Origin of the sequence: Nocardiopsis codii (assembly GCF_036327455.1) — a bacterium.
Classification (GTDB): domain Bacteria; phylum Actinomycetota; class Actinomycetes; order Streptosporangiales; family Streptosporangiaceae; genus Nocardiopsis; species Nocardiopsis codii.
Genome location: NZ_JAUZMY010000038.1, coordinates 1 through 21084, shown reverse-complemented (window position 1 = coordinate 21084; position 21084 = coordinate 1). Strand labels below are relative to the sequence as shown.

Annotated in this window: 18 protein-coding genes; 12 read left to right on the top strand and 6 right to left on the bottom strand. The window is 70.9% G+C overall.

Features of this window, described 5'->3' with window-relative positions:
* Positions 1-295: 295 nt before the first annotated feature.
* Complete coding sequence (locus Q8791_RS27430) at positions 296-1156, bottom strand: glycoside hydrolase family 16 protein (RefSeq protein WP_330094721.1); 861 nt, start codon at positions 1154-1156, stop codon at positions 296-298.
* A gap of 337 nt (positions 1157-1493) precedes the next feature.
* A complete protein-coding gene (locus Q8791_RS27425) occupies positions 1494-2291 on the bottom strand; it encodes a siderophore-interacting protein (protein WP_330094720.1) in 798 nt (265 codons plus the stop codon).
* 513 nt (positions 2292-2804) lie between these two features.
* On the opposite strand from Q8791_RS27425, the gene Q8791_RS27420 reads away from it, so the two are divergent.
* The 3 genes from Q8791_RS27420 to mshC all read left to right on the top strand — a co-directional run bounded on the left by Q8791_RS27420 (position 2805) and on the right by mshC (position 5057).
* The gene (locus Q8791_RS27420; protein ID WP_330094719.1) at positions 2805-3008 is read left to right on the top strand and encodes a hypothetical protein; all 204 of its coding nucleotides are present in this window, start codon (positions 2805-2807) and stop codon (positions 3006-3008) included.
* 526 nt (positions 3009-3534) lie between these two features.
* Positions 3535-3723: a hypothetical protein gene (locus Q8791_RS27415; protein ID WP_330094718.1), complete on the top strand. Its 189-nt coding sequence runs from the start codon at positions 3535-3537 to the stop codon at positions 3721-3723.
* A 110-nt stretch (positions 3724-3833) separates the two neighbouring features.
* Positions 3834-5057: a cysteine--1-D-myo-inosityl 2-amino-2-deoxy-alpha-D-glucopyranoside ligase gene (mshC, locus tag Q8791_RS27410; protein WP_330094717.1), complete on the top strand. Its 1224-nt coding sequence runs from the start codon at positions 3834-3836 to the stop codon at positions 5055-5057.
* A 216-nt stretch (positions 5058-5273) separates the two neighbouring features.
* On the opposite strand, the gene Q8791_RS27405 is transcribed toward mshC, so the two are convergent.
* The 3 genes from Q8791_RS27405 to Q8791_RS27395 form a co-directional block, all read right to left on the bottom strand.
* Positions 5274-5663 (bottom strand): MmcQ/YjbR family DNA-binding protein, encoded by a 390-nt coding sequence (locus Q8791_RS27405; protein ID WP_330094716.1) that lies wholly within the window; start codon positions 5661-5663, stop codon positions 5274-5276.
* 8 nt (positions 5664-5671) lie between these two features.
* Complete coding sequence (locus tag Q8791_RS27400) at positions 5672-6055, bottom strand: MmcQ/YjbR family DNA-binding protein (RefSeq protein WP_330094715.1); 384 nt, start codon at positions 6053-6055, stop codon at positions 5672-5674.
* 184 nt (positions 6056-6239) lie between these two features.
* Positions 6240-6761: a nitroreductase family deazaflavin-dependent oxidoreductase gene (locus Q8791_RS27395; protein WP_330094714.1), complete on the bottom strand. Its 522-nt coding sequence runs from the start codon at positions 6759-6761 to the stop codon at positions 6240-6242.
* A gap of 119 nt (positions 6762-6880) precedes the next feature.
* On the opposite strand from Q8791_RS27395, the gene Q8791_RS27390 reads away from it, so the two are divergent.
* A complete protein-coding gene (locus Q8791_RS27390; protein WP_330094713.1) occupies positions 6881-8065 on the top strand; it encodes a hypothetical protein in 1185 nt (394 codons plus the stop codon).
* A gap of 177 nt (positions 8066-8242) precedes the next feature.
* A complete protein-coding gene (locus tag Q8791_RS27385; RefSeq protein ID WP_330094712.1) occupies positions 8243-8653 on the top strand; it encodes an ABATE domain-containing protein in 411 nt (136 codons plus the stop codon).
* 89 nt (positions 8654-8742) lie between these two features.
* Here Q8791_RS27385 and Q8791_RS27380 read toward each other — a convergent pair whose 3' ends face one another.
* Entirely contained in the window at positions 8743-9582 is an 840-nt protein-coding gene (locus Q8791_RS27380; RefSeq protein ID WP_330094711.1) for a PAC2 family protein, read from the bottom strand.
* 281 nt (positions 9583-9863) lie between these two features.
* Here Q8791_RS27380 and metH point away from each other — a divergent pair, with 281 nt between their 5' ends.
* The 7 genes from metH to Q8791_RS27345 form a co-directional block, all read left to right on the top strand.
* Positions 9864-13337, top strand: coding sequence for a methionine synthase (gene metH, locus Q8791_RS27375; RefSeq protein WP_330094710.1), 3474 nt, complete (start codon positions 9864-9866; stop codon positions 13335-13337).
* 262 nt (positions 13338-13599) lie between these two features.
* On the top strand, positions 13600-14307 hold the full coding sequence (locus Q8791_RS27370; RefSeq protein WP_330094709.1) for an HAD family hydrolase: 708 nt from the start codon (positions 13600-13602) through the stop codon (positions 14305-14307).
* Between the two features lie 201 nt (positions 14308-14508).
* Positions 14509-15012: a cellulose synthase gene (locus tag Q8791_RS27365; protein ID WP_330094708.1), complete on the top strand. Its 504-nt coding sequence runs from the start codon at positions 14509-14511 to the stop codon at positions 15010-15012.
* A 911-nt stretch (positions 15013-15923) separates the two neighbouring features.
* The gene (locus Q8791_RS27360) at positions 15924-16961 is read left to right on the top strand and encodes an ABC transporter permease (RefSeq protein ID WP_330094707.1); all 1038 of its coding nucleotides are present in this window, start codon (positions 15924-15926) and stop codon (positions 16959-16961) included.
* 103 nt (positions 16962-17064) lie between these two features.
* On the top strand, positions 17065-18813 hold the full coding sequence (locus Q8791_RS27355) for an ABC transporter substrate-binding protein (RefSeq protein ID WP_330094706.1): 1749 nt from the start codon (positions 17065-17067) through the stop codon (positions 18811-18813).
* Positions 18814-18897: 84 nt separating this feature from the next.
* A complete protein-coding gene (locus Q8791_RS27350; protein ID WP_330094705.1) occupies positions 18898-19911 on the top strand; it encodes an ABC transporter permease in 1014 nt (337 codons plus the stop codon).
* Between the two features lie 46 nt (positions 19912-19957).
* A partial coding sequence (locus tag Q8791_RS27345; protein ID WP_330094704.1) for an ABC transporter ATP-binding protein occupies positions 19958-21084 on the top strand: 1127 nt, incomplete at its 3' end.

The window sequence follows — 21084 nt, the reverse complement described above, 5'->3', positions numbered from 1 at the left end:
GCGACCCGTGCGCCGACCGGCCCGGGGGCGGCCCGGCCCGATCCTCTGGCCGCCGGGCGCTCCTGCGATGGGCACCGTGGAGCGGTCCGCGGTTTGCGGTCACCGGGCGGCGGGTGCCAGGGGCGGGGGCGAGACGAAGAACCCGTGCTCCTCGGCCGGGCGTCGAGACGAACCGGGACGTGGGCTCGACCACGGCGGCCCGTCCCCTTCGACCCCGCCCGTCTCACAGTCGTCGCCGTCCACCGGGTGGGGAAGCCCCGGTGGACGGCGGCGGTACGCCTTGGTGCTCTTCGCGCTAGAGCGAGTAGACGCGCACGTAGTCGACGACCATCCGCTGCGGGAGCTGGGTGCTGCCGTCCGGGTAGCCGGGCCAGTTTCCGCCCACGGCCACGTTGAGGATCATGAAGAACTGCTGGTTGTAGACCCAGGGGTTCCCGCGCGTGTCCGCGGAGGTGTAGGTCTGGTAGGCGTTGCCGTTGACCGACCACGTGATCGAGCCGGGCCGCCAGTCCACGGCGAACGTGTGGAACGTGTCGGCGAACGACCAGCCCTGCGGGTGCATGTACGAGCCGGTCAGGGGGTTGCCGCCGGAGTAGCCGGGACCGTGGAGCGAGCCGTGGACCAGGTGGGGTTCACGTCCGATGTTCTCCATGATGTCGATCTCGCCCGAGTTGGGCCACGGAGTCCCCGGGAAGTTGCCGCCCAGCATCCAGAACGCGGGCCAGATGCCCTGGCCCCGGGGGATCTGGATGCGGGCCTCGATGCGGCCGTACTGCGGCTGGACCTTGTTCTTGGTGGTCATGCGGGCCGAGGTGTAGGAGCCGTTGGCTTCCTGGCGCGCGGTGATGACGAGGTTGCCGTTGCCGTCGAGGGCGGAGTTGTTGCGGCTGTTCGTGTAGTTCTGGAGCTCGTTGTTGCCCCAGCCGTGGTTGCCGGTCTCGTGGTTCCAGTTGGCGGGGTTGGGTGCGCTGCCCGCCGAGCCGTTGAACTCGTCGGACCACACGAGGGCCTGAGCGCCCACCGTGTCGGAGGCGGGCGTCGCGGAGGCCGGTGCCGTGGCCGCGGAGGCGGCGCCGGGGGAGAGGAGGGCCAGGAGGGTGAGGGCCGCCGTGGCCACGGGGGCCAGGAACCTGCGGTGGGGGCGCTCGGTGCGCATGGGCTGCTCCGGGGGGAGGCCCCGCGTGGGCGGGGCGGTCAGCGGGCGGAGTCGGGCCGTCGAACGGCGGACCCGGGGAGGGCACGGTGATGGCGACCCAGCGTGGTCGTCGCGTGACCCATCGGATTGTAAAGTTACTGTACGTTTAGTCATCTCGGTGCGCAAGAGGTCAGCGCCCTGTTCTTCTCCTCGGCCCCGAGGAGAGGTCGGCCCCGGTCCGGCCCTCGCGGGGGCGTTGCGGCCGGTCCGGCGGCTCCCGCCCGCGCCGGCTCCGCGACGCGCACCTGCACACCGCCCAGCACCGGCCGCCCTTTCCTTGTCCTGCCGGACCGCGCCCCTACTTGTGGGCCGCCGCGCCGTGACGCCAGTAGCCCATGAAGGAGACGTTCCCCCGGGGGACCCCGCGCTCGCGCACCAGGGCTCTGCGGAGGCCGGTCGGAAGGCCCCTCTCCCCGGCCACGAAGCAGTAGGGCGTCCCCTCGGGGAGGTCCGCGGACAGGACGGTCTCCAGGGCGAGCGCGCCGGGCACCCCCGCCCCGTCCCCGCGCGGCAGCCAGTGGACGCTGACGCCCTCGGGGGCCTCCACCTCACGGACGTCCCCCTCGCCGGGCACCTCCAGGAAGGCCTCGGCGCGCAGGTCCGCGGGGGCCTGCTCGATGATGGACAGCAGTGCCGGGAGCGCGCTCTCGTCGCCCACCAGCAGGTGCCAGTCCGCGTCCTCCGGCGGCAGGTAGCAGTAGCCCTCCGCGAACAGTCCGACCTCGTCGCCGGGCTCGGCCGCCGACGCCCACGCGGAGGCCGGGCCGCCGTCCCCGTGGGTGACGAACTCGATGTCCAGCTCCTGGCGCTCCGCGTCGAAGCGTCGGGCGGTGTAGTTGCGGATGTGCGGCCGTTCGGCGAGGGGGATCAGGTAGTACTGGGCGATCCAGCCGTTGTGCGCGGCCGTGGGAATGCGCAGGGAGTCCTGTCCCTCCCGGGGCAGGAAGAGCCGGGTGCACTGGTCCAGGCCGAGGAAGTCGAAGTCCGCGAGCCCGTCGCCGCCCAAGGTCACCGTGACGAAGTGCTGTCCCGTGGGTCGGACGCGGACGACGTGGGCGCGGACCATCGCGCGGCGTTCGGGGTGCTGGATGCGCATGGCGTCCTCTTCTTCGCGGGAAGGGATGGGGAGGGGGCGGAGGCGCCGCCGGAGGGCGGGCGGGCCCGATGTGAGTTAGGTTAGCCTATCCAACCTTTCTGTTCTCCTGGTGGGGGTGGCGCGCGCCCCGGAACCGGGCACGCGCTCCGGTGGGCACGGACCGGCCGGAACTCGCGCCTCCACCCGTGGCGGGCGGGCGTCCAGTGCTCCGACCTGGCATGACGCACCGGTCGGTGCGGCCGAACCGCGTCGCGGACAGGAACAGCGGCCACGGGGGAGTAGGGCAGTGCAGGAAGGGGAGGGAGAGAGGAAGAGTTACCGGAAGACGGTGTTGGAGGGACCGGTGTCACTGCCGGGCCGATGTGCTGACCTGTGAGGGCGGCGAAAGGATTCCGAAACCGCGTCATAGGCGCGGCGCGGGACCGTGTACCTGGTGAACCCGGGGCGCGGAAGACGCGTCGAACCGTGATCCCGGGGCTTTCCTGAACACCGACCCATCCCGAAGGACCGCCCATGAGCGCCACCGCACACCACCAGGCCCACCTCACCTCCGACGCGTTCGCGCGCGCCGCCCGCCGTGACACGGCCCGCGCGCGCTGGCGCCTGCGCGCCGTCCAGGCGGAGATCGCCGAATTCGGACCCGACGGCGACCCCGGCCTGGTGAGCGTGACCGACGAACTGGACCACCTGGAGTTGGCCGCCGCGGCCCGGCCCTGACCACGGCGGCCCCGGCCGCCCAGGCCCGCCCGACCCCTCCCGAAACCTTTCCCATCTCCGCCGGATGCTCCCGTCCGGTGGGACCGCGCGGACCCGCACCATGCCCGCGCCCCCACGTCCCACCTCGCCCCGCCCGCGCCCTGGCCGCACACGCGGCCACGGCCACGGGCCGGGCCCGGTCGGCGCGCCGCGGCCCGCTCACCGGAGGGTCCACGCCCTCCCTCGCCCGCGCTCCGGCCCCCTGCTTCCTGCCGCGACGACGCGGGACGCCTGGCGCACCGGGGGCACCGGTGCTCGACGACACCAGCCCCTCCTGTCCCACTGGGGATCTCGCCCACCACGGCTCCGCGAGCCGTTCCGTGTCCTGTATGTCCTGGTGGGACGTGTCGGAGTCGTCCCCATAACCACCGTCACATTGTTGGTGGGACACTTCTGTCAACCCCCTGTGTGACCACGGCGTCTCTGAGAGAGACGGTGCTTGCGCCGTCGAGCGCGTGGGAGTCACGCGTACGAGGTAGGGGGAAGCATGGAGGGTCGTCACCGCAATCTCATGGAGACCGGTTCGTACTGGCTCCTCTACGTGGTCTCGGTCAGTGCCGCACTGCTGCACTGGCGGCTGGGCAACGAGGAGCTCGCGGCGGTGTGCGCCGCCGCCGCGGTGTTCGGCGCGTTCCTCATCGGCAGAGGGCGCCGCGACGTCGCCGCGCCCCGCTGACCGGAGGGCGGACACACCGGTATTCCCAGCGGTGCTGGGGTGATCATCACCCACCATGTCCACCTGTCCCCGGACGTTTGTCGCACGGCCGTGCGGATAGTCTTCCGGGTATGCGTTCATGGTCTGCGCCTGACATCGTCCCCCTGCCGGGTAACGGCGGCCCCCTCCGTATCCACGACACCACCACCGGACGGATAGAGACGACGACGCCGGGGCCCCGGGCGGGGATGTACGCCTGCGGCATCACCCCCTACGACGCCGCCCACCTCGGCCACGCGTTCACGTACCTCACCTTCGACCTGGTCAACCGGGTCTGGCGCGACGCCGGCCACGACGTCGACTACGTGCAGAACACCACCGACATCGACGACCCGCTCCTGGAGCGGGCCGAGGCCCTGGCCGTCGACTGGCGCGACCTCGCCCACCGCGAGATCGACGTCTTCCGCGACGACATGGCCGCGCTGCGGATCATCCCCCCGACCTCCTACGTCGGGGTCGTGGAGTCCGTCGACCTCATCAGCGACCTCGCCGCGCGCATCCGGGACACCGGCGCCGCCTACGAGATCGACGGCGACCTGTACTTCTCCATGGCCGAGGCCAGGCACTTCGGCGAGATCAGCCACATGAGCCGTGACGAGATGCTGGAGGTCTTCGGCCAGCGCGGCGGCGACCCCGGGCGGACCGACAAGAAGGACCCGCTCGACTGGCTGCTGTGGCGCGCGGAACGCCCCGGCGAACCCGCCTGGGACAGCCCCCTCGGGCGCGGTCGCCCCGGCTGGCACATCGAGTGCAGCGCCATCGCCCTGGACAGGCTCGGCCCGAACTTCGACCTCAACGGCGGCGGCAGCGACCTCATCTTCCCGCACCACGAGATGGGCGCGGCCGAGACCCGCTGTACGACGGGCGGCCCCAACGCCCAGCACCACCTGCACGTCGGCATGGTCGGCCTCAACGGCGAGAAGATGTCCAAGTCCCTGGGCAACCTCGTGTTCGTGTCCAAGCTGCGCGAGCAGGGCGTCGAACCGGCCGTGATCCGCCTGGCCATGCTCACGCACCACTACCGCGCACCGTGGGAGTGGACCGACGTCGAGCTCCCCGCCGCCACCGGGCGGGCCGCCCGCTGGCGCGAGGCCTTCGCCCTGGGTGCCGGACCGGACGCCGCTCCCGTGCTGGCCGCCGTGCGCGCCGCCCTGGCCGACGACCTGGACTCGCCCGCCGCGCTGGCCGCCGTGGACGCCTGGGCCGGCACCGCCCTCACCGCGGGGGGCGCGGACACCGCGGCGCCCGCACTGGTGCGGGCCACGGTCGACACCCTCCTGGGCGTCGAACTGTAGAGGAACCACCGTGTGCCCGACCCCGTCCCGGGGTCGGGCACGCCGCACCGGTGCCCTCCGACGGGGACCCCCTACCGGGGCCGACAAGGTCGGCCGGACAGGGGCGGGACGCACCACACCGGGTCGCTGGACCACCCCGCTCGGACGCATGGGTCCCTGGCCTGCGAAAACGCCTGCCCATGGCCGCTCGCCCTGTCCGCCCCCTGCGCGGTCCTTTCACTGCTTCCGCCGACTGCCACTGTCCGCCCGGGGGCGGCGGGCCCGGGGGACGGAGTCCAGGACGAGTTCGTAGGAGTGGTCCACGAGGTCACGGACCAGGTGCGCGGTGATCTCCTCATGGGCGCCCACGGAGGTCCAATGCGTCTTGTCGAGGTAGCGGCCCGGGGTGATCGAGGAGTACCGCCGACGTAGGGAGCGGCCGTGGTCGGGTTCGACCTTGACGGTGATGATGCGCTCGTCGGGGTCGTCGGTGACGATCAGGAAGACCTTGCCCGCCACCTTGTACACGTCCAGCTTGTCGACGAAGGGCCGCCCGTGGTCGGCTCCGGGCAGGTTCCGGGCCGCGTCGCGTGCGGTCTGTTGGATCTGCTCCGCGGTGATGCCCACGGCCGGTCCTAGCTCCGGGTACCGGCGGTCGCGGACCCGGCGGGGCGGCGGGACCGGGGCAGGTTGTCCACCACGAGCTGGTAGGACTCGGTCACCAGTTCCCGAACCAGCTTCTCGTCGATCGAGTCGCCGGGCGCGAGGGTGATCCAGTGTCTCTTGTTCATGTGGTAGCCGGGTGTGATGTCGGCGTGGGTCTTGCGCAGGGCTTCGGCCTCACCGGGGTCGGACTTGAGGATCACGACCGGCTTGCCGGGGACGTCGGTCATGAGCATGAACACCTTGCCCCGGACCTTGAAGACCTCCCAGTCGGGTCCGAAAGGGTGCTCCAACCCGGACTCCGCCAGGAACTCGGTGTGCTCGTGGGCCGTGTCCTGCAGGGTTTTGCCGTCCATCACCGCTCCTTCTCCTCCGGCACCGCGGCCGCGGGCGCGCGGGGTCCGCGCTCCGTCGCTGCCTTCTCTCCTACCCGATTCAACCGCCTCGCACAGGTCGTCGAACCGCGTGAACACGAGCCGATCGGCGCCGTGCCCTCGCCGCGCCTCGGCATCGCGGCCCGGCCGCCGCCCCGGCGCCGGGTCAGGGCGCGGAGAAGTCAGGGTAGTGCGAACCCGGCGGGTCGTCGGGGTTGAGCCGCACCACCGGGATGCCGTTCTCGGGGTCGGCCCCCACACGCTCGAAGGACTCGGGGCTGCCGTCCACCTCGTGGCCGAGCCCCTGCATCAGCGCCACCGCCGCCTCCGGGTACTGCTGCGCGTAGTGCGCCAGCGCCTCACCGGACTCGCTCGGGGAGAGCACGGTGGCGGTGCCCCTGTGGCGCCGACCGCCCACCTGGAACAGCACCCTCGGCTCGGCGCCGATGTTGCGGAACCACTGGGAGCGCCGACCGTACCCGGAGGCCACCAGCACCGCCCCGGTGGCGTCGTTGCGGCCCACCACCTCCAGCACCGCCTGACGGGCCTCGCCCGTCGTGCGGCCCCTGTGCGTGAGCAGGACGAACCGGCGTCCGAGGAGACCGCCCAACCCCATCCGGTAGATCCAGATCGGGGCGCGGAACAGGGCCCTGCGCGCGGGTGTGGTGGGCGGTTGGGCGAGCGACATGGCGTGGCCTTCCTGGGTGCGTTCCCCGGCACGGGCGCACCGAGTGTAGTGCTGCCGACGGCTGCGCCCCGGGCCGCCACGCCCGCGAACCGTCCGAGGGCGGTGCCACAATCCCGGACATGCAGACAGGCACGGACGTACTCCGCGACACCGACTGGACCCGTACCTTCCACGCGTACGGCTCCGGCGCCGATGCTCCCGAACACCTGGCCCCCCTGCTCACCGGCGACCCCGGCGAACGCAGGCGGGCACTGGGCTACCTGTACGGCGCGATCCTCCACCAGGGGACCGTGTACTCCGCGACGGTGCCGGCCGCCCTGTTCGTCGCCGGGATCCTGGGCAGCCCCGCTCTCGACGCACCGGCCGTCGAGGGCGGCGGTACCACCCCGTTCCGGCACACCCTGCTGAGGTTCCTCGCCGACGCCGCCGAGGCCGCCGAGGACGCGCTGCACCACGCCGTCCCCGAGGCGCAGGCTCCCCCCGAGCCGTCCCCCGCCGACCTCGACCGCGTGTACGCGGCACTGGGCTCCGACGACGAGGACGAAGCACTCCACGTGTGGGAGGAGCCCGTGATGGAGGCGCTCATGAACCGCGTCGGTCCGGACATGCGCGCCGCCGCCCCGGCCCTGTACGAGGCGGTCCACCCCCTTCTCACCCACGCCGACCCGGGCACGCGCATGCGCGCGGTGGAGGCCGCGGCGGCCGTCGCCCGCCTGGGCGGGTTCGGCCCGGACCTGTCCGGGGCCGCCGACATGGCCGAGTGCCGCGACGAGGGCGCCGTGATCGTCCTCGCGCTGGGCCGGGTCGGAGCGGACACCACCGAGTTCCTCACCCACGCGGACCCGGCGATCCGGGTCTGCGCCGCCCTGGCCCCCGCCCAGGCGGCCAACCCGGCCGCCACCGAGGAGCTGGCCGCCGCGCTCGCCGACCCGGCCGGGGCCGACGCCTGGTTCGGGTCGCGTCCGTCGTACTTCCCCGACCGCGTCCGGTTCACCCTGGCCAGGGTGCTCGCCGAGCGGTCCGCCCCCGCGGACGCCGAACGCCTGCTGCCGGTGCTGCGCGCGGTGGCGCCGCTGTCCTCCACCGGCGCGGGCGCCGCGGACGTCGGGCAGCTCCTCCGGGTGGCGTTCCCGTCGGCCGCGGACGCGGGCGCCGACCTCACCGGAGTCCAGCGCGCCTACCTGGCGGTCCTGCTCGACAACGACGCCCTCTGGGAGAGCGGGGTCCCCGACTTCCGGTTCCACCTCAAGGGCCTGGGCCTGCCGCAGGACCGGGGCGGGATCAGCGCGCTGGCCGGGGTCTGAGAGGGCGGGCCCCGACAGGAGCACCGGCCCGGACCGCGCGGTTCGTCCGGGGCCCGGGGAGGTCCGTGCGGGGTTCGTTCTTCTTCGTCTCGATATGCACGCGCAGGTTGACCACCTGTGGCCACGAGCTTGTCCAAACACCCGTATCAGCGCCCGAAGCGTGGTGGGATTACCCCCATGACTACCCCCACGCGGCTCAGTGCGGCCGCCGAACTCATCGCCGCCTTCGTCTCCACCGGTGGTCACCTCACGGACCGGGCCGATCTCGCGCGGTTCCTGCGCCAGCACCGACTGGCCACCGAGGGCGCCATCCCCATCACCCTCGCCGACCTCGACGAGTCCATCGCCCTGCGCGACGGGATCCGGGCGGTCCTGGACCGGGACTCCGAGCCCGACCCCGAGGCGATCGCCCGCGGCCAGAAGGTCCTGGACGGCCTCCGGGTCACCGTGCGGCTGGAGCCCGCCCACGACACCGGGGTCCAGCTGGCCCCCGCGGTGGTGGACGAGGTCCGCCGCGGACTGGCCCGTATCGCCGGCGCGTGGGCGGCCGTCCTGGCCACGGGGGAGTGGCGCCGCCTGCGCGTGTGAGACCTGCCCACGGGGAGAGGGCCCTCCTGACACGGGAGGGCCCCGGCGACGGGTGTGTCGCCGGGGCCCACGGCCCGTCCTGCCGAGGCTCAGCCGTCGTCGCGTCGGCGCAGGTAGCGCTCGAAGTCCCGGGCGATCGCGTCACCCGAGGCCTCCGGAAGCTCCGCGGTGTCCTTGGCCTCCTCCAGACCGCGCACGTACGCCGCGATGTCCTCGTCCTCGGCGGTCAGTTCGTTGACGTTGGACTCCCACGTCAACGTCTCCTCGGGCAGCGACCCCAGGGGCACCAGCACCCCCAGGAAGTCCTCCACCCACGCGAGCAGGGCCAGGGTCGCCTTCGGGCACGGCGGCTGGGCCACGTAGTGGGGGATGGCCGCCCACAGCGACACCGTCTCCAGGCCCACCGAGCTGAACGTCTCGTGCGCGACGCCGAGGATCCCCGTCGGCCCCGAGTAGGTGGTGGCCTCCAACCCCATGTCGGCGCCCAGGTCCACCGGCGTGGCCATCCCGGTCACCGGGATCGGCCGCGTGTGCGGGGCGTCCGCCAGCAGCGAGCCCAGCATCACCACCCTGGTGACACCCAGCTCGCGCGCGATCGCCAGCAGGTCGGCGGCGTACGAGCGCCACCGCATGTTCGGTTCGGGGCCGGTGACCAGTACCACGTCCCGTCCGGACCCCGGCGGCGACGCCACCCGGACCCGTGTCGTCGGCCACTCGACCTCGCCGACCACGCCCTCCACCACGGACATGCGGGGACGCGTCACCTGGAAGTCGTAGTAGTCGTCCGGGGCCAGTGCGCACAGTTCGTACGCGCCCCACTCCTTGGCCAGGTGTTCCACGGCGAGGCTCGCCGCCTCACCCGCGTCGTTCCAACCCTCGAACGCCGCCACCATGACAGGCTCGACAAGCTCCCGGGCGAGCTTGATCATCGGTGGCCCCTTCCTGCATGTGGACGGAGTCCACCCTATGGGGTACCGCCCCACCCGGGAAACCGTTATGCGGACTCCGCCCGGGCTCCCGCGTCACACGCGGTGGGACACCAGTCTCACGTGCTGAAACACGTCATGGGGTAGCCTCGGACAAAGCGACTGACAAGGACGCTGCTGTCCCCGGACGCCCGACCCGCCCCCGCGCCGCGGGTCGACCCAGTGCCACGCATCACGGGGACAGAACTGGGCCGCCCCGGTGCTCCCACATAGAGTTGCTGAACATGAGAGCTCGCCTCACCTTCCGTGAAGCACTGTCCCAACGCGTTGTCGTGGCGGACGGAGCGATGGGCACCATGCTCCAGGCGCACGATCTCGACCTCGACCAGTTCGAGGGCCACGAGGGATGCAACGACATCCTCAACGTCACCCGTCCCGACATCGTCCGCGACACCCATGCCGCCTTTCTTGCCGTGGGTTCCGACGCCGTCGAGACGAACACCTTCTCCGCCAACTTCTCGGGCCTGGCCGAGTACGGCATCGAGGAGAGGACGTACGAGATCGCGGAGGCCGGAGCACGGGTGGCCCGCGAGGCCGCCGACGCCTACTCCACCCCCGAACAGCCCCGCTACGTCCTCGGCTCCGTGGGCCCCGGCACCAAGTTGCCGACCCTCGGGCACGCCCCCTACGCCCTCCTGAGGGACTACTACGAACAGTGCCACCGCGGTCTCATCGACGGTGGCGCCGACGCCATCCTCATCGAAACCTGCCAGGACCTGCTCCAGGTCAAGGCCGCCGTGGTGGCGGCCCAGCGCGCTCGCAAGGCCCTGGGCAAGGACATCCCGATCATCGCCCAGGTGACCATCGAGACCACGGGCACCATGCTGCTCGGTTCGGAGATCGGCGCCGCGCTGACCTCCCTGGAGCCGCTCGGCATCGACATGATCGGCCTCAACTGCGCCACAGGGCCCGCCGAGATGAGCGAGCACCTGCGCTACCTCTCGCACCACTCGCGCGTCCCCATCTCCTGCATGCCCAACGCGGGCCTGCCCGAGCTGGGCGCCAACGGCGCGGTCTACCCGCTGTCCCCGGAGGAACTGGCCGACGCACACGACAGCTTCACCTCCGAGTTCGGCCTGAGCCTGGCCGGGGGGTGCTGCGGCACCACCCCCGAGCACCTGCGCCAGGTCGTGGAGCGCGTCCAGGGGCGCGGCATCAAGAACCGCAAGCCGTTCGTGGAGGCCTCGGCCTCCTCGCTCTACCAGAGCGTGCCCTTCCGGCAGGACGCCAGCTACCTCGCGGTCGGCGAGCGCACCAACGCCAACGGGTCCAAGAAGTTCCGCGAGGCGATGCTGGACGAACGCTGGGACGACTGCGTGGAGATCGCGCGCGACCAGATCCGCGACGGCGCCCACCTGCTCGACCTCAACATCGACTACGTGGGCCGCGACGGGGTCAGCGACATGCGCGAGCTCGCCTCCCGCTTCGCCACCTCCTCCACCCTCCCGATCATGCTGGACTCCACCGAGCCCCCCGTCCTGGAGGCCGGACTGGAGGCCCTGGGAGGCCGGGCGGTCATCAACTCCGTCAACTACGAGGACGGCGACGGGCCCGACTCCCGCTTCACCCGCATCATGGAGCTCGTCAAGGAGCACGGCGCCGCCGTCGTCGGCCTGTGCATCGACGAGGAGGGCCAGGCCCGCACCTCCGAGTGGAAGGTCCGGGTCGCCAGCCGCCTCATCGACGAGATCACCGGCGACTGGGGCCTGCGCACCGGCGACATCGTGATCGACTGCCTCACCTTCCCCATCACCACGGGGCAGGAGGAGACGCGCAGGGACGGCATCGAGACGCTCGACGCGATCCGCGAGCTCAAGAGCCGCTACCCCGACGTGCAGACCACCCTGGGCCTGTCCAACCTCTCCTTCGGGGTCAACCCGGCCGCACGCATCGTGCTGAACTCGGTCTTCCTGCACGAGGCGGTCCAGGCCGGGCTCGACTCGGCGATCGTGCACGCGTCCAAGATCGTGCCGACCAACCAGATCCCCGAGGAGCAGCGCAAGGTCGCCCTCGACCTCATCTACGACCGGCGCGAGGGCGACTACGACCCGCTCTCCACGTTCATGGACATGTTCCAGGGCGTGGACGCCAAGTCCATGCGGGCCTCCCGCGCCGAGGAACTGGCCGCGCTGCCCCTGTGGGAGCGGCTGGAGCGCCGCATCATCGACGGTGAGCTCGCCGGCATCGAGGCCGACCTGGAGGAGGCGCTGCAGAGCAGACCGGCCCTGGCCATCGTCAACGACACCCTGCTCTCCGGCATGAAGACCGTCGGCGAGCTGTTCGGCTCCGGCCAGATGCAGCTGCCGTTCGTCCTCAAGTCCGCCGAGGTCATGAAGAACGCGGTCGCCTTCCTCGAACCGCACATGGAGAAGACCGACGACGACGGCAAGGGCCGCATCGTCCTCGCCACCGTCAAGGGCGACGTCCACGACATCGGCAAGAACCTCGTCGACATCATCCTGTCCAACAACGGCTACGACGTCGTCAACATCGGCATCAAGCAGCCGGTGTCGGCGATCCTCGAGGCCGCCGAGACCGAGCGCGCCGACGTCATCGGCATGTCCGGGCTGCTGGTCAAGTCCACGGTGATCATGCGGGAGAACCTGGAGGAGATGAACTCCCGGGGCATCTCCGAGCGCTTCCCCGTCCTCCTCGGCGGCGCCGCCCTCACCCGCTCCTACGTGGAGCAGGACCTGGCCGAGACCTTCGACGGCGAGGTGCGCTACGCCAAGGACGCCTTCGAGGGCCTGCGCCTGATGGACGCGTTCATGGCGGTCAAGCGCGGCGACGAGGGCGCCACGCTGCCGGCCCTGCGCCAGCGCCGCGTCAAGACGGGCGCCAAGCTCAAGGTGACCGAGCCCGAGGAGATGCCCGCGCGCAGCGACGTGTCGACCACCAACACCGTGCCCACCCCGCCGTTCTGGGGTGACCGGATCAGCAAGGGCATCCCGCTGGCCGAGTACGCCGCGTTCCTGGACGAGCGCGCCACCTTCATGGGCCAGTGGGGGCTCAAGGCCGCCCGCGGCGGCGAGGGACCCTCCTACGAGGAGCTCGTGGAGACCGAGGGCCGTCCGCGCATGCGGATGTGGCTCGACCGCATCCAGACCGACGGTCTGCTGGAGGCGGCCGTGGTGCACGGTCACTACCCGTGCTACAGCGAGGGCGACGACCTGGTCGTCCTGGACGACGACGGGCGCACGGAGCGCACGCGCTTCACGTTCCCGCGCCAGCGCCGCGACCGCCACCTGTGCCTGTCCGACTTCTTCCGGCCCAAGGAGTCGGGGGAGCTGGACGTGGTGTCCTTCCAGGTGGTGACCGTGGGGGCGGCGATCAGCCGCGCCACCGCCGATCTGTTCGAGAAGAACGCCTACCGCGACTACCTGGAGCTGCACGGCCTGTCGGTCCAGCTCACCGAGGCGCTCGCGGAGTACTGGCACACGCGGGTCCGCGCCGAGCTGGGCTTCGGCGGCGAGGACCCCGCCGAGCTGGACGCGTTCTTCAAGCTCGGCTACCGGGGCGCCCGCTTCTCCCTCGGGTACGGGGCCTGCCCCGACCTGGAGGACCGGGCCAAGATCGTGCGCCTGCTGGCGCCCGAGCGGGTGGGCGTGCACCTGTCGGAGGAGTACCAGTTGGTGCCGGAGCAGGCCACCGACGCGATCGTCATCCACCACCCGGAGGCGACGTACTTCAACGTCTGATCCTGTCCCGCGCGGCCCCGCCCCTCCACCGGGGGCGGGGCCGCGCCCGTGATCCGGGGGACTGTGGGCGAGCTCTCCTCCCGTCCCCGCCCATGTGTTCGTAGTGTGGAAAGGACGCCGACAGGTCCTCTTCACGGCGCGGGCGCCCCGGATCCGGCACGATGGCGGGCAGGGCGCCCCGCGGGCGGGCGGGGAACCCATCACACACGAGGGGAGAGTGCGGCGCTCCTTCCGGCCGGGGCCGGGGCGCGCCGCCGAACGCATGAGTGAACCGAGCACGCTGACCCGTGACACCTCCGACACCGGGACCGGGAGACGGCTCCAGGCCGTGCTGCTGGACATGGACGGCACCCTCATCGAGAGCGAGCACCTGTGGGGGGAGGCCGAGGCCGAGCTGGTCGCGGAGCTGGGCGGGGTGTGGACCCCGAGGGACCACGAGGCCAACGTCGGCAACGCCGCCGAGCCCGTGGGGCGCTACATCGTCGCCCTGACCGGAGCCGACCACCTCACCCCCCGCCAGGTCGCCGACCTGCTCTACGAGAAGTTCAGGACCAAGCTCGAGGGCGGGGCGCAGCTGCGTCCGGGGGCCAAGGAGCTGGTCGACATGCTGTCGCAGGCCGGTGTGCCGGTGGTCCTGGTGACCTCCACCGAGCGGCAGCTCATCCAGGCGGCGATCGGCGGGATCGGCCTCGACAGCTTCGACGACTCCGTCGCGGGTGACGAGGTGGAGGCCAACAAGCCGCACCCCGACCCCTACCTCAGGGCCGCCCGGCGGCTGGGTGTGGAGCCCGAGCGCTGTGTCGCCTTCGAGGACTCGGTGGTGGGCGTGGCCTCGGCGGCCGACGCCGGCTGCGTGACGGTCGCCGTGCCCAACCATGTGGAGATCCCGCCGCGTGAGGGCGTGGTCTTCCGCGACAGCCTCGTGGGCGTCGACCTGGACTGGCTGGAGTCGCTGGTCGCCGACCGCTGACCGCGCCTCCGTTCTCTCCCTGCCGGGCCCGGACCGCCACGGTGCGGCGGGCCCGGCGCCCGGGTCACCGGCTCTCCCTCCGTCCCGGTGCCGCGCGGGTACCGTGGAGGGGAAGGGCCCTCGTCACGGGCGCCGGGTCGGGGGCACGCCCTAAGGGATCGACCGGATGTGCGGTCCGGCGCCGAATGGGAGACTGGGCTCATGCCTGAGAATCTGACGTGGATGACCGGTTTGATCCTGGGAGGCGGCCTCACCCTCGTGGGGCTGGTGATCTCCCTCGTCGTGTGGCGTGCGAAGGGCGCCGCCCGCGGTCTGCGCGGGGTGGCGTGGTCGCTGCTTCCGCTGGTCGCCGGTCTGATCGGGCTGATGAACGCCGTCTGGCAGTTCGTCATGAGCATCATCGGCATCCTCGTCGGGCTGCTGTTCAACCCCGCCGTCTGGGCGGGAGTGGTCCTGGCCGGCGTGGCGGTGGTCCTCTACGTGGTCTCCGGCGTCATGGCGGCCCGGGGCGTGGGCACCCGGCCCAGGGGCAGGGCGTCCGAGGAGCCGAAGGCGGCCCGGGGCGGCGGAGGGCAGGGCGCCGCGGACGCGGCCAGGCCCGCGGCCGGTCAGGTGGGGGCCTCCCCCAAGAAGTCCGCAGCCGCCGACGACCTCTCCGACCTCGGCGACATCGAGGCCCTGCTGCGCAAGCGCGGTATCGACTAGGGCGCGTTCTGTGGATGCTTTCGGTTGACTCGGCGCTTGCGCCGATCGACGCGAGCGGCTTCCAGGCCATCTCTCGCAAGACGGGTAGCGCAGGTCAGCCCGGGTTTGGCTGTCCAAGCGCAGTCGGCGCAGCGAGAGGAAGCCTGGGGGACGCGAGCCCGGAATGATCCGCGGAACGCGGCCTAGACCCCTTCGGCTTCCCACCGGCCCCGCTCCCCCTTCCCCAGGGCGCGGGGCCGTTCGCCGTTCCGGTCCCCGCGCCGCTGCCGCGGTCCCGGGCCCCCGGGCAGGCCCGCGGGTCGCCCGAGGTCCCTTCCCGCGTCGACCGGCTCCGGTCACGGAGCGTGGGGGATCCCGGGTTCACGAGGCGATGACGACCCCGTCACAACCGGGTTTCCCTTGCAGTGCGCATGCGTCTCATCACTCTGCGACGCATAGCACTTGCCATAGTGTGCGCCATCTTTGGACGAACACGGTCATCGGCGGACGTATCGTGGGGGGCGCTCCCGCCCCGCATCGTCCCAGCTCGCGGCTGGTCATCGGATGAATGCGAACTCTGTCATCATTTGTTGTTATATACGTTTTTTGGCAGTGTTTGTCACGATTTAGATACATGGGCTGATAGTGGACGATATGCGTTCAAAGGGCGAGTAGGTTTGTCGCTGTGTAACAGCCCGGGCGTGACGGTCCCCGGATGTGTCCAACTTCTCCCCGAAGAGGCGCGTCCCGTCGACCAGAGTCAGCGAGGGCGGGTCATCCACCCGCCCCGCGGACCAGCGCCCACGCCAGCCAGCGTCGAGAACCGGCCGGCCCCACCGTGAGATCCCGACGGGTCACCCCCCGGAGGTCTCACGTGTGGGATCTGCGCGTTCCCCTCGGCCAGAAGCGTATGAGTGGAGAGTGGTGGCCTGATGAGCGCGCCCTCGCATGTCCCTGAGTCGGCTGAGCAGTCCGACGCTGTGGACGTCGCAGTGACGGCCCCCGCAGGTCGCAGCGACACCGAGAACCGGTCTCTGCGGCAGATCGCCTGGCAGCGGCTGCGACGCGACAAGGTCGCCATGATCTCCGGCGTCGTCGTGGTACTGCTCATCCTGTCGGCGGTGTTCGCGCCCCTCCTGGTCAAGTGGTTCGGGCACCCGCCCACCCAGTTCAACCAGGACCTGATCGACCCCATGCGGCGCATCCCCTACATCGACCCCGAGAACCCCGAGCTCGGCGTCGACCGCTGGGGCGGCCTCAGCGGGGACCACCTGCTCGGCGTCGAGCCGACCACCGGACGCGACCTGTTCAGCCGCATCCTCTACGGCGCGCAGATCTCCCTGCTGGTGGCCTTCCTCGCCACGCTCGTCTGCGTCGCCCTCGGAACCTTCCTCGGTATCCTCGCCGGCTACCTCGGCGGCTGGGTCGACACCGTCATCAGCCGGGCCATGGACATCTTCCTGGCCTTCCCCCTGATGCTCTTCGCGATCGCCCTCGTCGGCGTCATCCCCGAGGGCATGCTCGGCCTCCAAGGCAACGGGCTGCGCATCGGCGTCATCGTGTTCATCATCGGGTTCTTCAACTGGCCCTACATCGCCCGCATCGTCCGCGGCCAGACGCTCTCCCTGCGCGAGCGCGAGTTCGTGGAAGCCGCCCGCAGCCTGGGCGCCAGCAACCGGCACATCCTCTTCCGGGAGATCCTCCCGAACCTGGTCACGCCGATCGTCGTCTACGCGACGCTGCTGATCCCCACGAACATCCTCTTCGAGGCGGCCCTGAGCTTCCTGGGCGTCGGCATCAACCCGCCCACGCCCAGCTGGGGAAAGATGCTCTCCGAAGCGGTGCCCTTCTACCAGACGGCGCCCTACTTCATCGTCTTCCCGGGCCTGGCCATCTTCGTCACGGTGCTCGCGTTCAACCTCTTCGGCGACGGTCTCCGCGACGCGTTCGACCCCAAGACCTCCGACTGATCCTCGCTCGCACGGGGCGGGCACTCGCCCCTCCCCGTGCGGGCGTGGATCAACCCGCGGGTCCTCACCATCCCCACATCAGGTTCGCATGAGAGGCACTTCCTTGAGGAAACGAACCCTAGGCTTCGTCGCGCTCGGCGCGTCGGCAGCCCTCCTCCTGTCCGCCTGCGGCGGTGGCTCCTCCGAGACCGGCGGCGGCTCCGGATCGGGCACCTTCGACCTCGGCTCCACCGAGGTCGTCAACCCGTCCGAGGTCACCGGTGGCACGCTGAAGTACGCCATCGCCGGCGACTTCGACTCCACCGACCCGGCCAACACGTACTACGCGTTCAACTGGAACTTCTCCCGTTACTACGCGCGTACGCTCCTGGCCTTCAACCCGGAGCCGGGCGACGCCGCCACCGAGCTCATCCCCGACATGGCCGCGAACCTGCCGGAGGCCAACGACGACTTCACCGAGTGGACCGTCGAGATCCAGGAAGGCCTCAAGTACGAGGACGGCACTGAGATCACGGCCCAGGACATCAAGTACGGCATCGCCCGCGCCAACTTCAACGGCGGCGTGTTCAGCGAGGGCCCGCAGTACTTCAAGGCGCACCTGGACCAGGCCGACCACAACGTCTACGAGGGTTCGGACCCGCTCGCGGGCTTCGACTCCATCGAGACCCCGGACGACTACACCCTGGTCTTCCACCTCAAGGACTCCTTCTCCGAGTTCCCGAACGTGCTGACCCAGCCGCAGACAGCCCCCGTGCCGGTCGACGCCGACCGCGGCGAGCTCTACCAGGAGCACGTCGTCTCGTCCGGCCCGTACAAGTTCGACGGCGACTACGAGCCCGGCGTCAGGCTGAACCTGGAGCGCAACGAGCACTGGGACGCCTCGACCGACGCCGTGCGCCCGGCCCTGCCGGACCGCATCGAGGTCGAGATCGGCGTCAACCAGGACGAGATCGACGAGCGCCTGGTCAACGGTGAGATCGACGTCGACCTCGCCGGTGTCGGCGTCGGACCGGCGATGAACACCCGCCTGGTCGACGACGAGAGCGTCCAGGGCAACCTGGACAACCCGTTCTCGGGCGCCCTGCGCTACGTGAACATCCACACCCCGATCATCGAGGACGTGGCCTGCCGCCAGGCGATCATGTACGCCGCCGACCGCGACAGCATGTGGCGCGCCTGGGGCGGCGCGACCGGTGGCGACCTCGCCACCAACCTGCTCCCGCCGGCGATCCCCGGCTCGGACCCCGAGTCGAACCTCTACCCGTCCACGGACAACAAGGGTGACATCGAGGCCGCCGAGGCCAAGCTCGAGGAGTGCGGCGAGGCCGACGGCTTCAAGACCAACATCGCCGTCCGCGTCGAGCGCGAGAAGGACGTCCAGACGGCCGAGGCCCTCCAGGAGTCCCTCGCCCGCGTGGGCATCGAGGCCGAGATCAAGAGCTTCCCGTCCGCGGACTTCTTCGGTCAGTACGCCGGTTCCCAGGACTACGTCCGTGAGAACAACATCGGCATGAGCGTCTCGGGCTGGGGCCCGGACTGGCCGACCGGCTACGGCTTCGCCTCCAAGATCACGCACGGCGACGCGATCATGGAGACCGGCAACTTCAACACCTCCGAGCTCGACGACCCCGAGGTCAACGGCCTCTGGGACGACGCGCTCAAGACCGAGGACCCCGACGAGCGCGCCTCGATCTACGCGCAGATCGACACCCTCGTCATGGAGAACGCCGCGATCCTGCCTGTCGTCTTCGACAAGACGCTGATCTACCGCTCCGACGAGCTCACCAACGCCTACTACCAGCCGGCGTACATGATGTACGACTTCATGGCGCTGGGCGTGGACCGGGGCTAGCCCCACTACCGGCCTGAACTAGTACGAGAAGGCAGGTGAAAGCGGCGGGGTCCACGGCCCCGTGAGACCCCGCCGCTGACCGCGATGCTGAACTATATTCTCCGCCGCCTGGGTGCGGGACTCTTGCTACTCGCCGTCGTCACGGCGGTCACCTTCTGGATCTTCTACGTCCTGCCCCGCTGGGCCGGCGTCACGCCGCACGGCATGGCGGCGATGTACGTGGGCAAGGCGCCCACCCCGGAGGCGCTGGACGCCACCGTGGAACGCCTCGGCCTCGACCAGCCCGTCGCGGTCCAGTTCCTGGAGTTCGTCCGCAGCCTCGTGTTCGGCCAGGAGTTCACCTTCGGCCGGGAGACGGTCGAGTGCGCCGCCCCCTGCCTCGGCTACTCCTTCATCACGAACACCCCGGTCCTGCCGCAGCTGCTCGACCGCCTGCCCGTCACCCTCTCCCTGGGTCTGGGCGCGGCCGTCATCTGGGTCATCGGCGGCGTGGCCGTCGGCGTCCTGTCCGCGGTCAAGAAGGGCAGCCTGTTCGACAGGCTCGCCATGGGCACCGCCCTCATCGGCGTTTCCCTCCCCATCTACTTCACGGGTCTGCTGGCGCTGTCGTTCCTCGTGCACCAGTGGGAGCTGTTCCCCGTCTCCCGCTACGTCCCCTTCGGTGAGAACCCGGTCGCCTGGTTCCAGGTCATGTTCCTGCCCTGGGTGACCCTGGCGTTCCTGCACGCGGCGCAGTACGCGCGGCAGACCCGCGCGGGCATGCTGGAGACCCTCGGCGAGGACTACATCCGCACCGCCCGTGCGAAGGGGCTCAGCGAGGGCCGCGTGATCTTCAAGCACGCGCTGCGCCCGACGCTCACCCCGATCGTCACCATCCTGGGCCTGGACATCGGCATGGTCCTCGGCGGCGCGATCCTCACCGAGAAGGTGTTCTCGCTCAACGGTGTCGGCGCGTACGCGATCGACTCGATCGTGTCGAAGGACCTCCCGGTCATCCTGGGCGTGACCCTGCTGGGAGCCGTCTTCATCGTCATCTGCAACCTGATCGTCGACCTGCTGTACCCGATCGTCGACCCGCGGGTGCGGATCGCGAAGTAACGCGCGACAGCGTTCGACCAGACCAGCTCTAATGAAGGAATGTGACATGGCCTCGACCGAGCCCGTCGTCCGCGTGGACGACCTGAGGGTGACGTTCCCGACCATGGACGGCGACGTCCAGGCGGTGAACGGGTTGTCCTTCGAGGTGCCCGCCGGCGGCGCCCTCGGCATCGTGGGCGAGTCCGGCTCGGGCAAGAGCGTGACCTCGCTGGCGCTGATGGGCCTGCACCGGGGCAGCCGGGCGCGCATCACCGGCTCCATCGAGGTCGCGGGCCAGGACGTGGTGTCGGCGTCGGACAAGCAGCTGCGGCGGATGCGCGGCAACGACATCGCCATGGTGTTCCAGGACCCGATGCAGTCGCTGCACCCGCAGTTCACGATCGGCAACCAGCTCGTCGAGGCCTACCGGATCCACAACCCGAAGGCCTCCAAGGCCGACGCCCGCAAGCGGGCGATCGAGTCCCTGGACCGGGTGGGCATCCCCGACCCGGCCACACGGATCAACTCCTACCCGCACGAGTTCTCCGGCGGCATGCGCCAGCGCGTGGTCATCGCGATGGGGCTCATGTGCGACCCCAAGGTGCTGCTCGCGGACGAGCCGACCACCGCCCTGGACGTGACGGTGCAGGCCCGCATCCTCGACCTGCTGGACGAGCTGCGCCGCGACCTGAACATGGGCCTGATCCTGGTCTCCCACGACCTGGCGGTCGTCGCCGGTTCGGTGGACGAGGTCGTGGTCATGCGCCACGGCGTGGCCGTGGAGCGCGGTGACGTGCGCCGGGTCCTGTCCGCTCCCGAACACCCCTACACCCAGGGGCTGCTGGCGGCGGTGCCGCGCGTCGAGGTCTCCCGCGCCCAGCGCCGCGCACAGGACCGGGCGGACCGGATCGAGAGGGAGCAGCGCGACGGCACGGTCACCGAGCCCGGCGAGTTCAAGGCCTTCGTTCCGCCCGTGAGCGGCACCGGCGACAACACCGGCGAACCGCTGCTGCGGGTCGAGGACGTCGCCCAGCGCTTCAAGGTGCGCGGCGGTACGTGGGGCAAGGCCACGGACTTCTGGGCGGTCAAGGGTGTGTCCTTCGATCTGCACCAGGGGGAGACGCTGGGCATCGTGGGTGAGTCCGGTTCGGGCAAGAGCACGTTGTCGCGGATGGTGATGCGTCTGTTGGAGCC

What these genes read in the sequence shown, in the direction of transcription:
- Q8791_RS27430 (WP_330094721.1), bottom strand. Translation starts at nt 1,156, where the DNA reads ATGCGCACCGAGCGCCCCCACCGCAGGTTCCTGGCCCCCGTGGCCACG.
- Q8791_RS27425 (WP_330094720.1), bottom strand. Translation starts at nt 2,291, where the DNA reads ATGCGCATCCAGCACCCCGAACGCCGCGCGATGGTCCGCGCCCACGTC.
- Q8791_RS27420 (WP_330094719.1), top strand. Translation starts at nt 2,805, where the DNA reads ATGAGCGCCACCGCACACCACCAGGCCCACCTCACCTCCGACGCGTTC.
- Q8791_RS27415 (WP_330094718.1), top strand. Translation starts at nt 3,535, where the DNA reads ATGGAGGGTCGTCACCGCAATCTCATGGAGACCGGTTCGTACTGGCTC.
- mshC (WP_330094717.1), top strand. Translation starts at nt 3,834, where the DNA reads ATGCGTTCATGGTCTGCGCCTGACATCGTCCCCCTGCCGGGTAACGGC.
- Q8791_RS27400 (WP_330094715.1), bottom strand. Translation starts at nt 6,055, where the DNA reads ATGGACGGCAAAACCCTGCAGGACACGGCCCACGAGCACACCGAGTTC.
- Q8791_RS27395 (WP_330094714.1), bottom strand. Translation starts at nt 6,761, where the DNA reads ATGTCGCTCGCCCAACCGCCCACCACACCCGCGCGCAGGGCCCTGTTC.
- Q8791_RS27390 (WP_330094713.1), top strand. Translation starts at nt 6,881, where the DNA reads ATGCAGACAGGCACGGACGTACTCCGCGACACCGACTGGACCCGTACC.
- Q8791_RS27385 (WP_330094712.1), top strand. Translation starts at nt 8,243, where the DNA reads ATGACTACCCCCACGCGGCTCAGTGCGGCCGCCGAACTCATCGCCGCC.
- Q8791_RS27380 (WP_330094711.1), bottom strand. Translation starts at nt 9,582, where the DNA reads ATGATCAAGCTCGCCCGGGAGCTTGTCGAGCCTGTCATGGTGGCGGCG.
- metH (WP_330094710.1), top strand. Translation starts at nt 9,864, where the DNA reads ATGAGAGCTCGCCTCACCTTCCGTGAAGCACTGTCCCAACGCGTTGTC.
- Q8791_RS27370 (WP_330094709.1), top strand. Translation starts at nt 13,600, where the DNA reads ATGAGTGAACCGAGCACGCTGACCCGTGACACCTCCGACACCGGGACC.
- Q8791_RS27365 (WP_330094708.1), top strand. Translation starts at nt 14,509, where the DNA reads ATGCCTGAGAATCTGACGTGGATGACCGGTTTGATCCTGGGAGGCGGC.
- Q8791_RS27360 (WP_330094707.1), top strand. Translation starts at nt 15,924, where the DNA reads ATGAGCGCGCCCTCGCATGTCCCTGAGTCGGCTGAGCAGTCCGACGCT.
- Q8791_RS27350 (WP_330094705.1), top strand. Translation starts at nt 18,898, where the DNA reads ATGCTGAACTATATTCTCCGCCGCCTGGGTGCGGGACTCTTGCTACTC.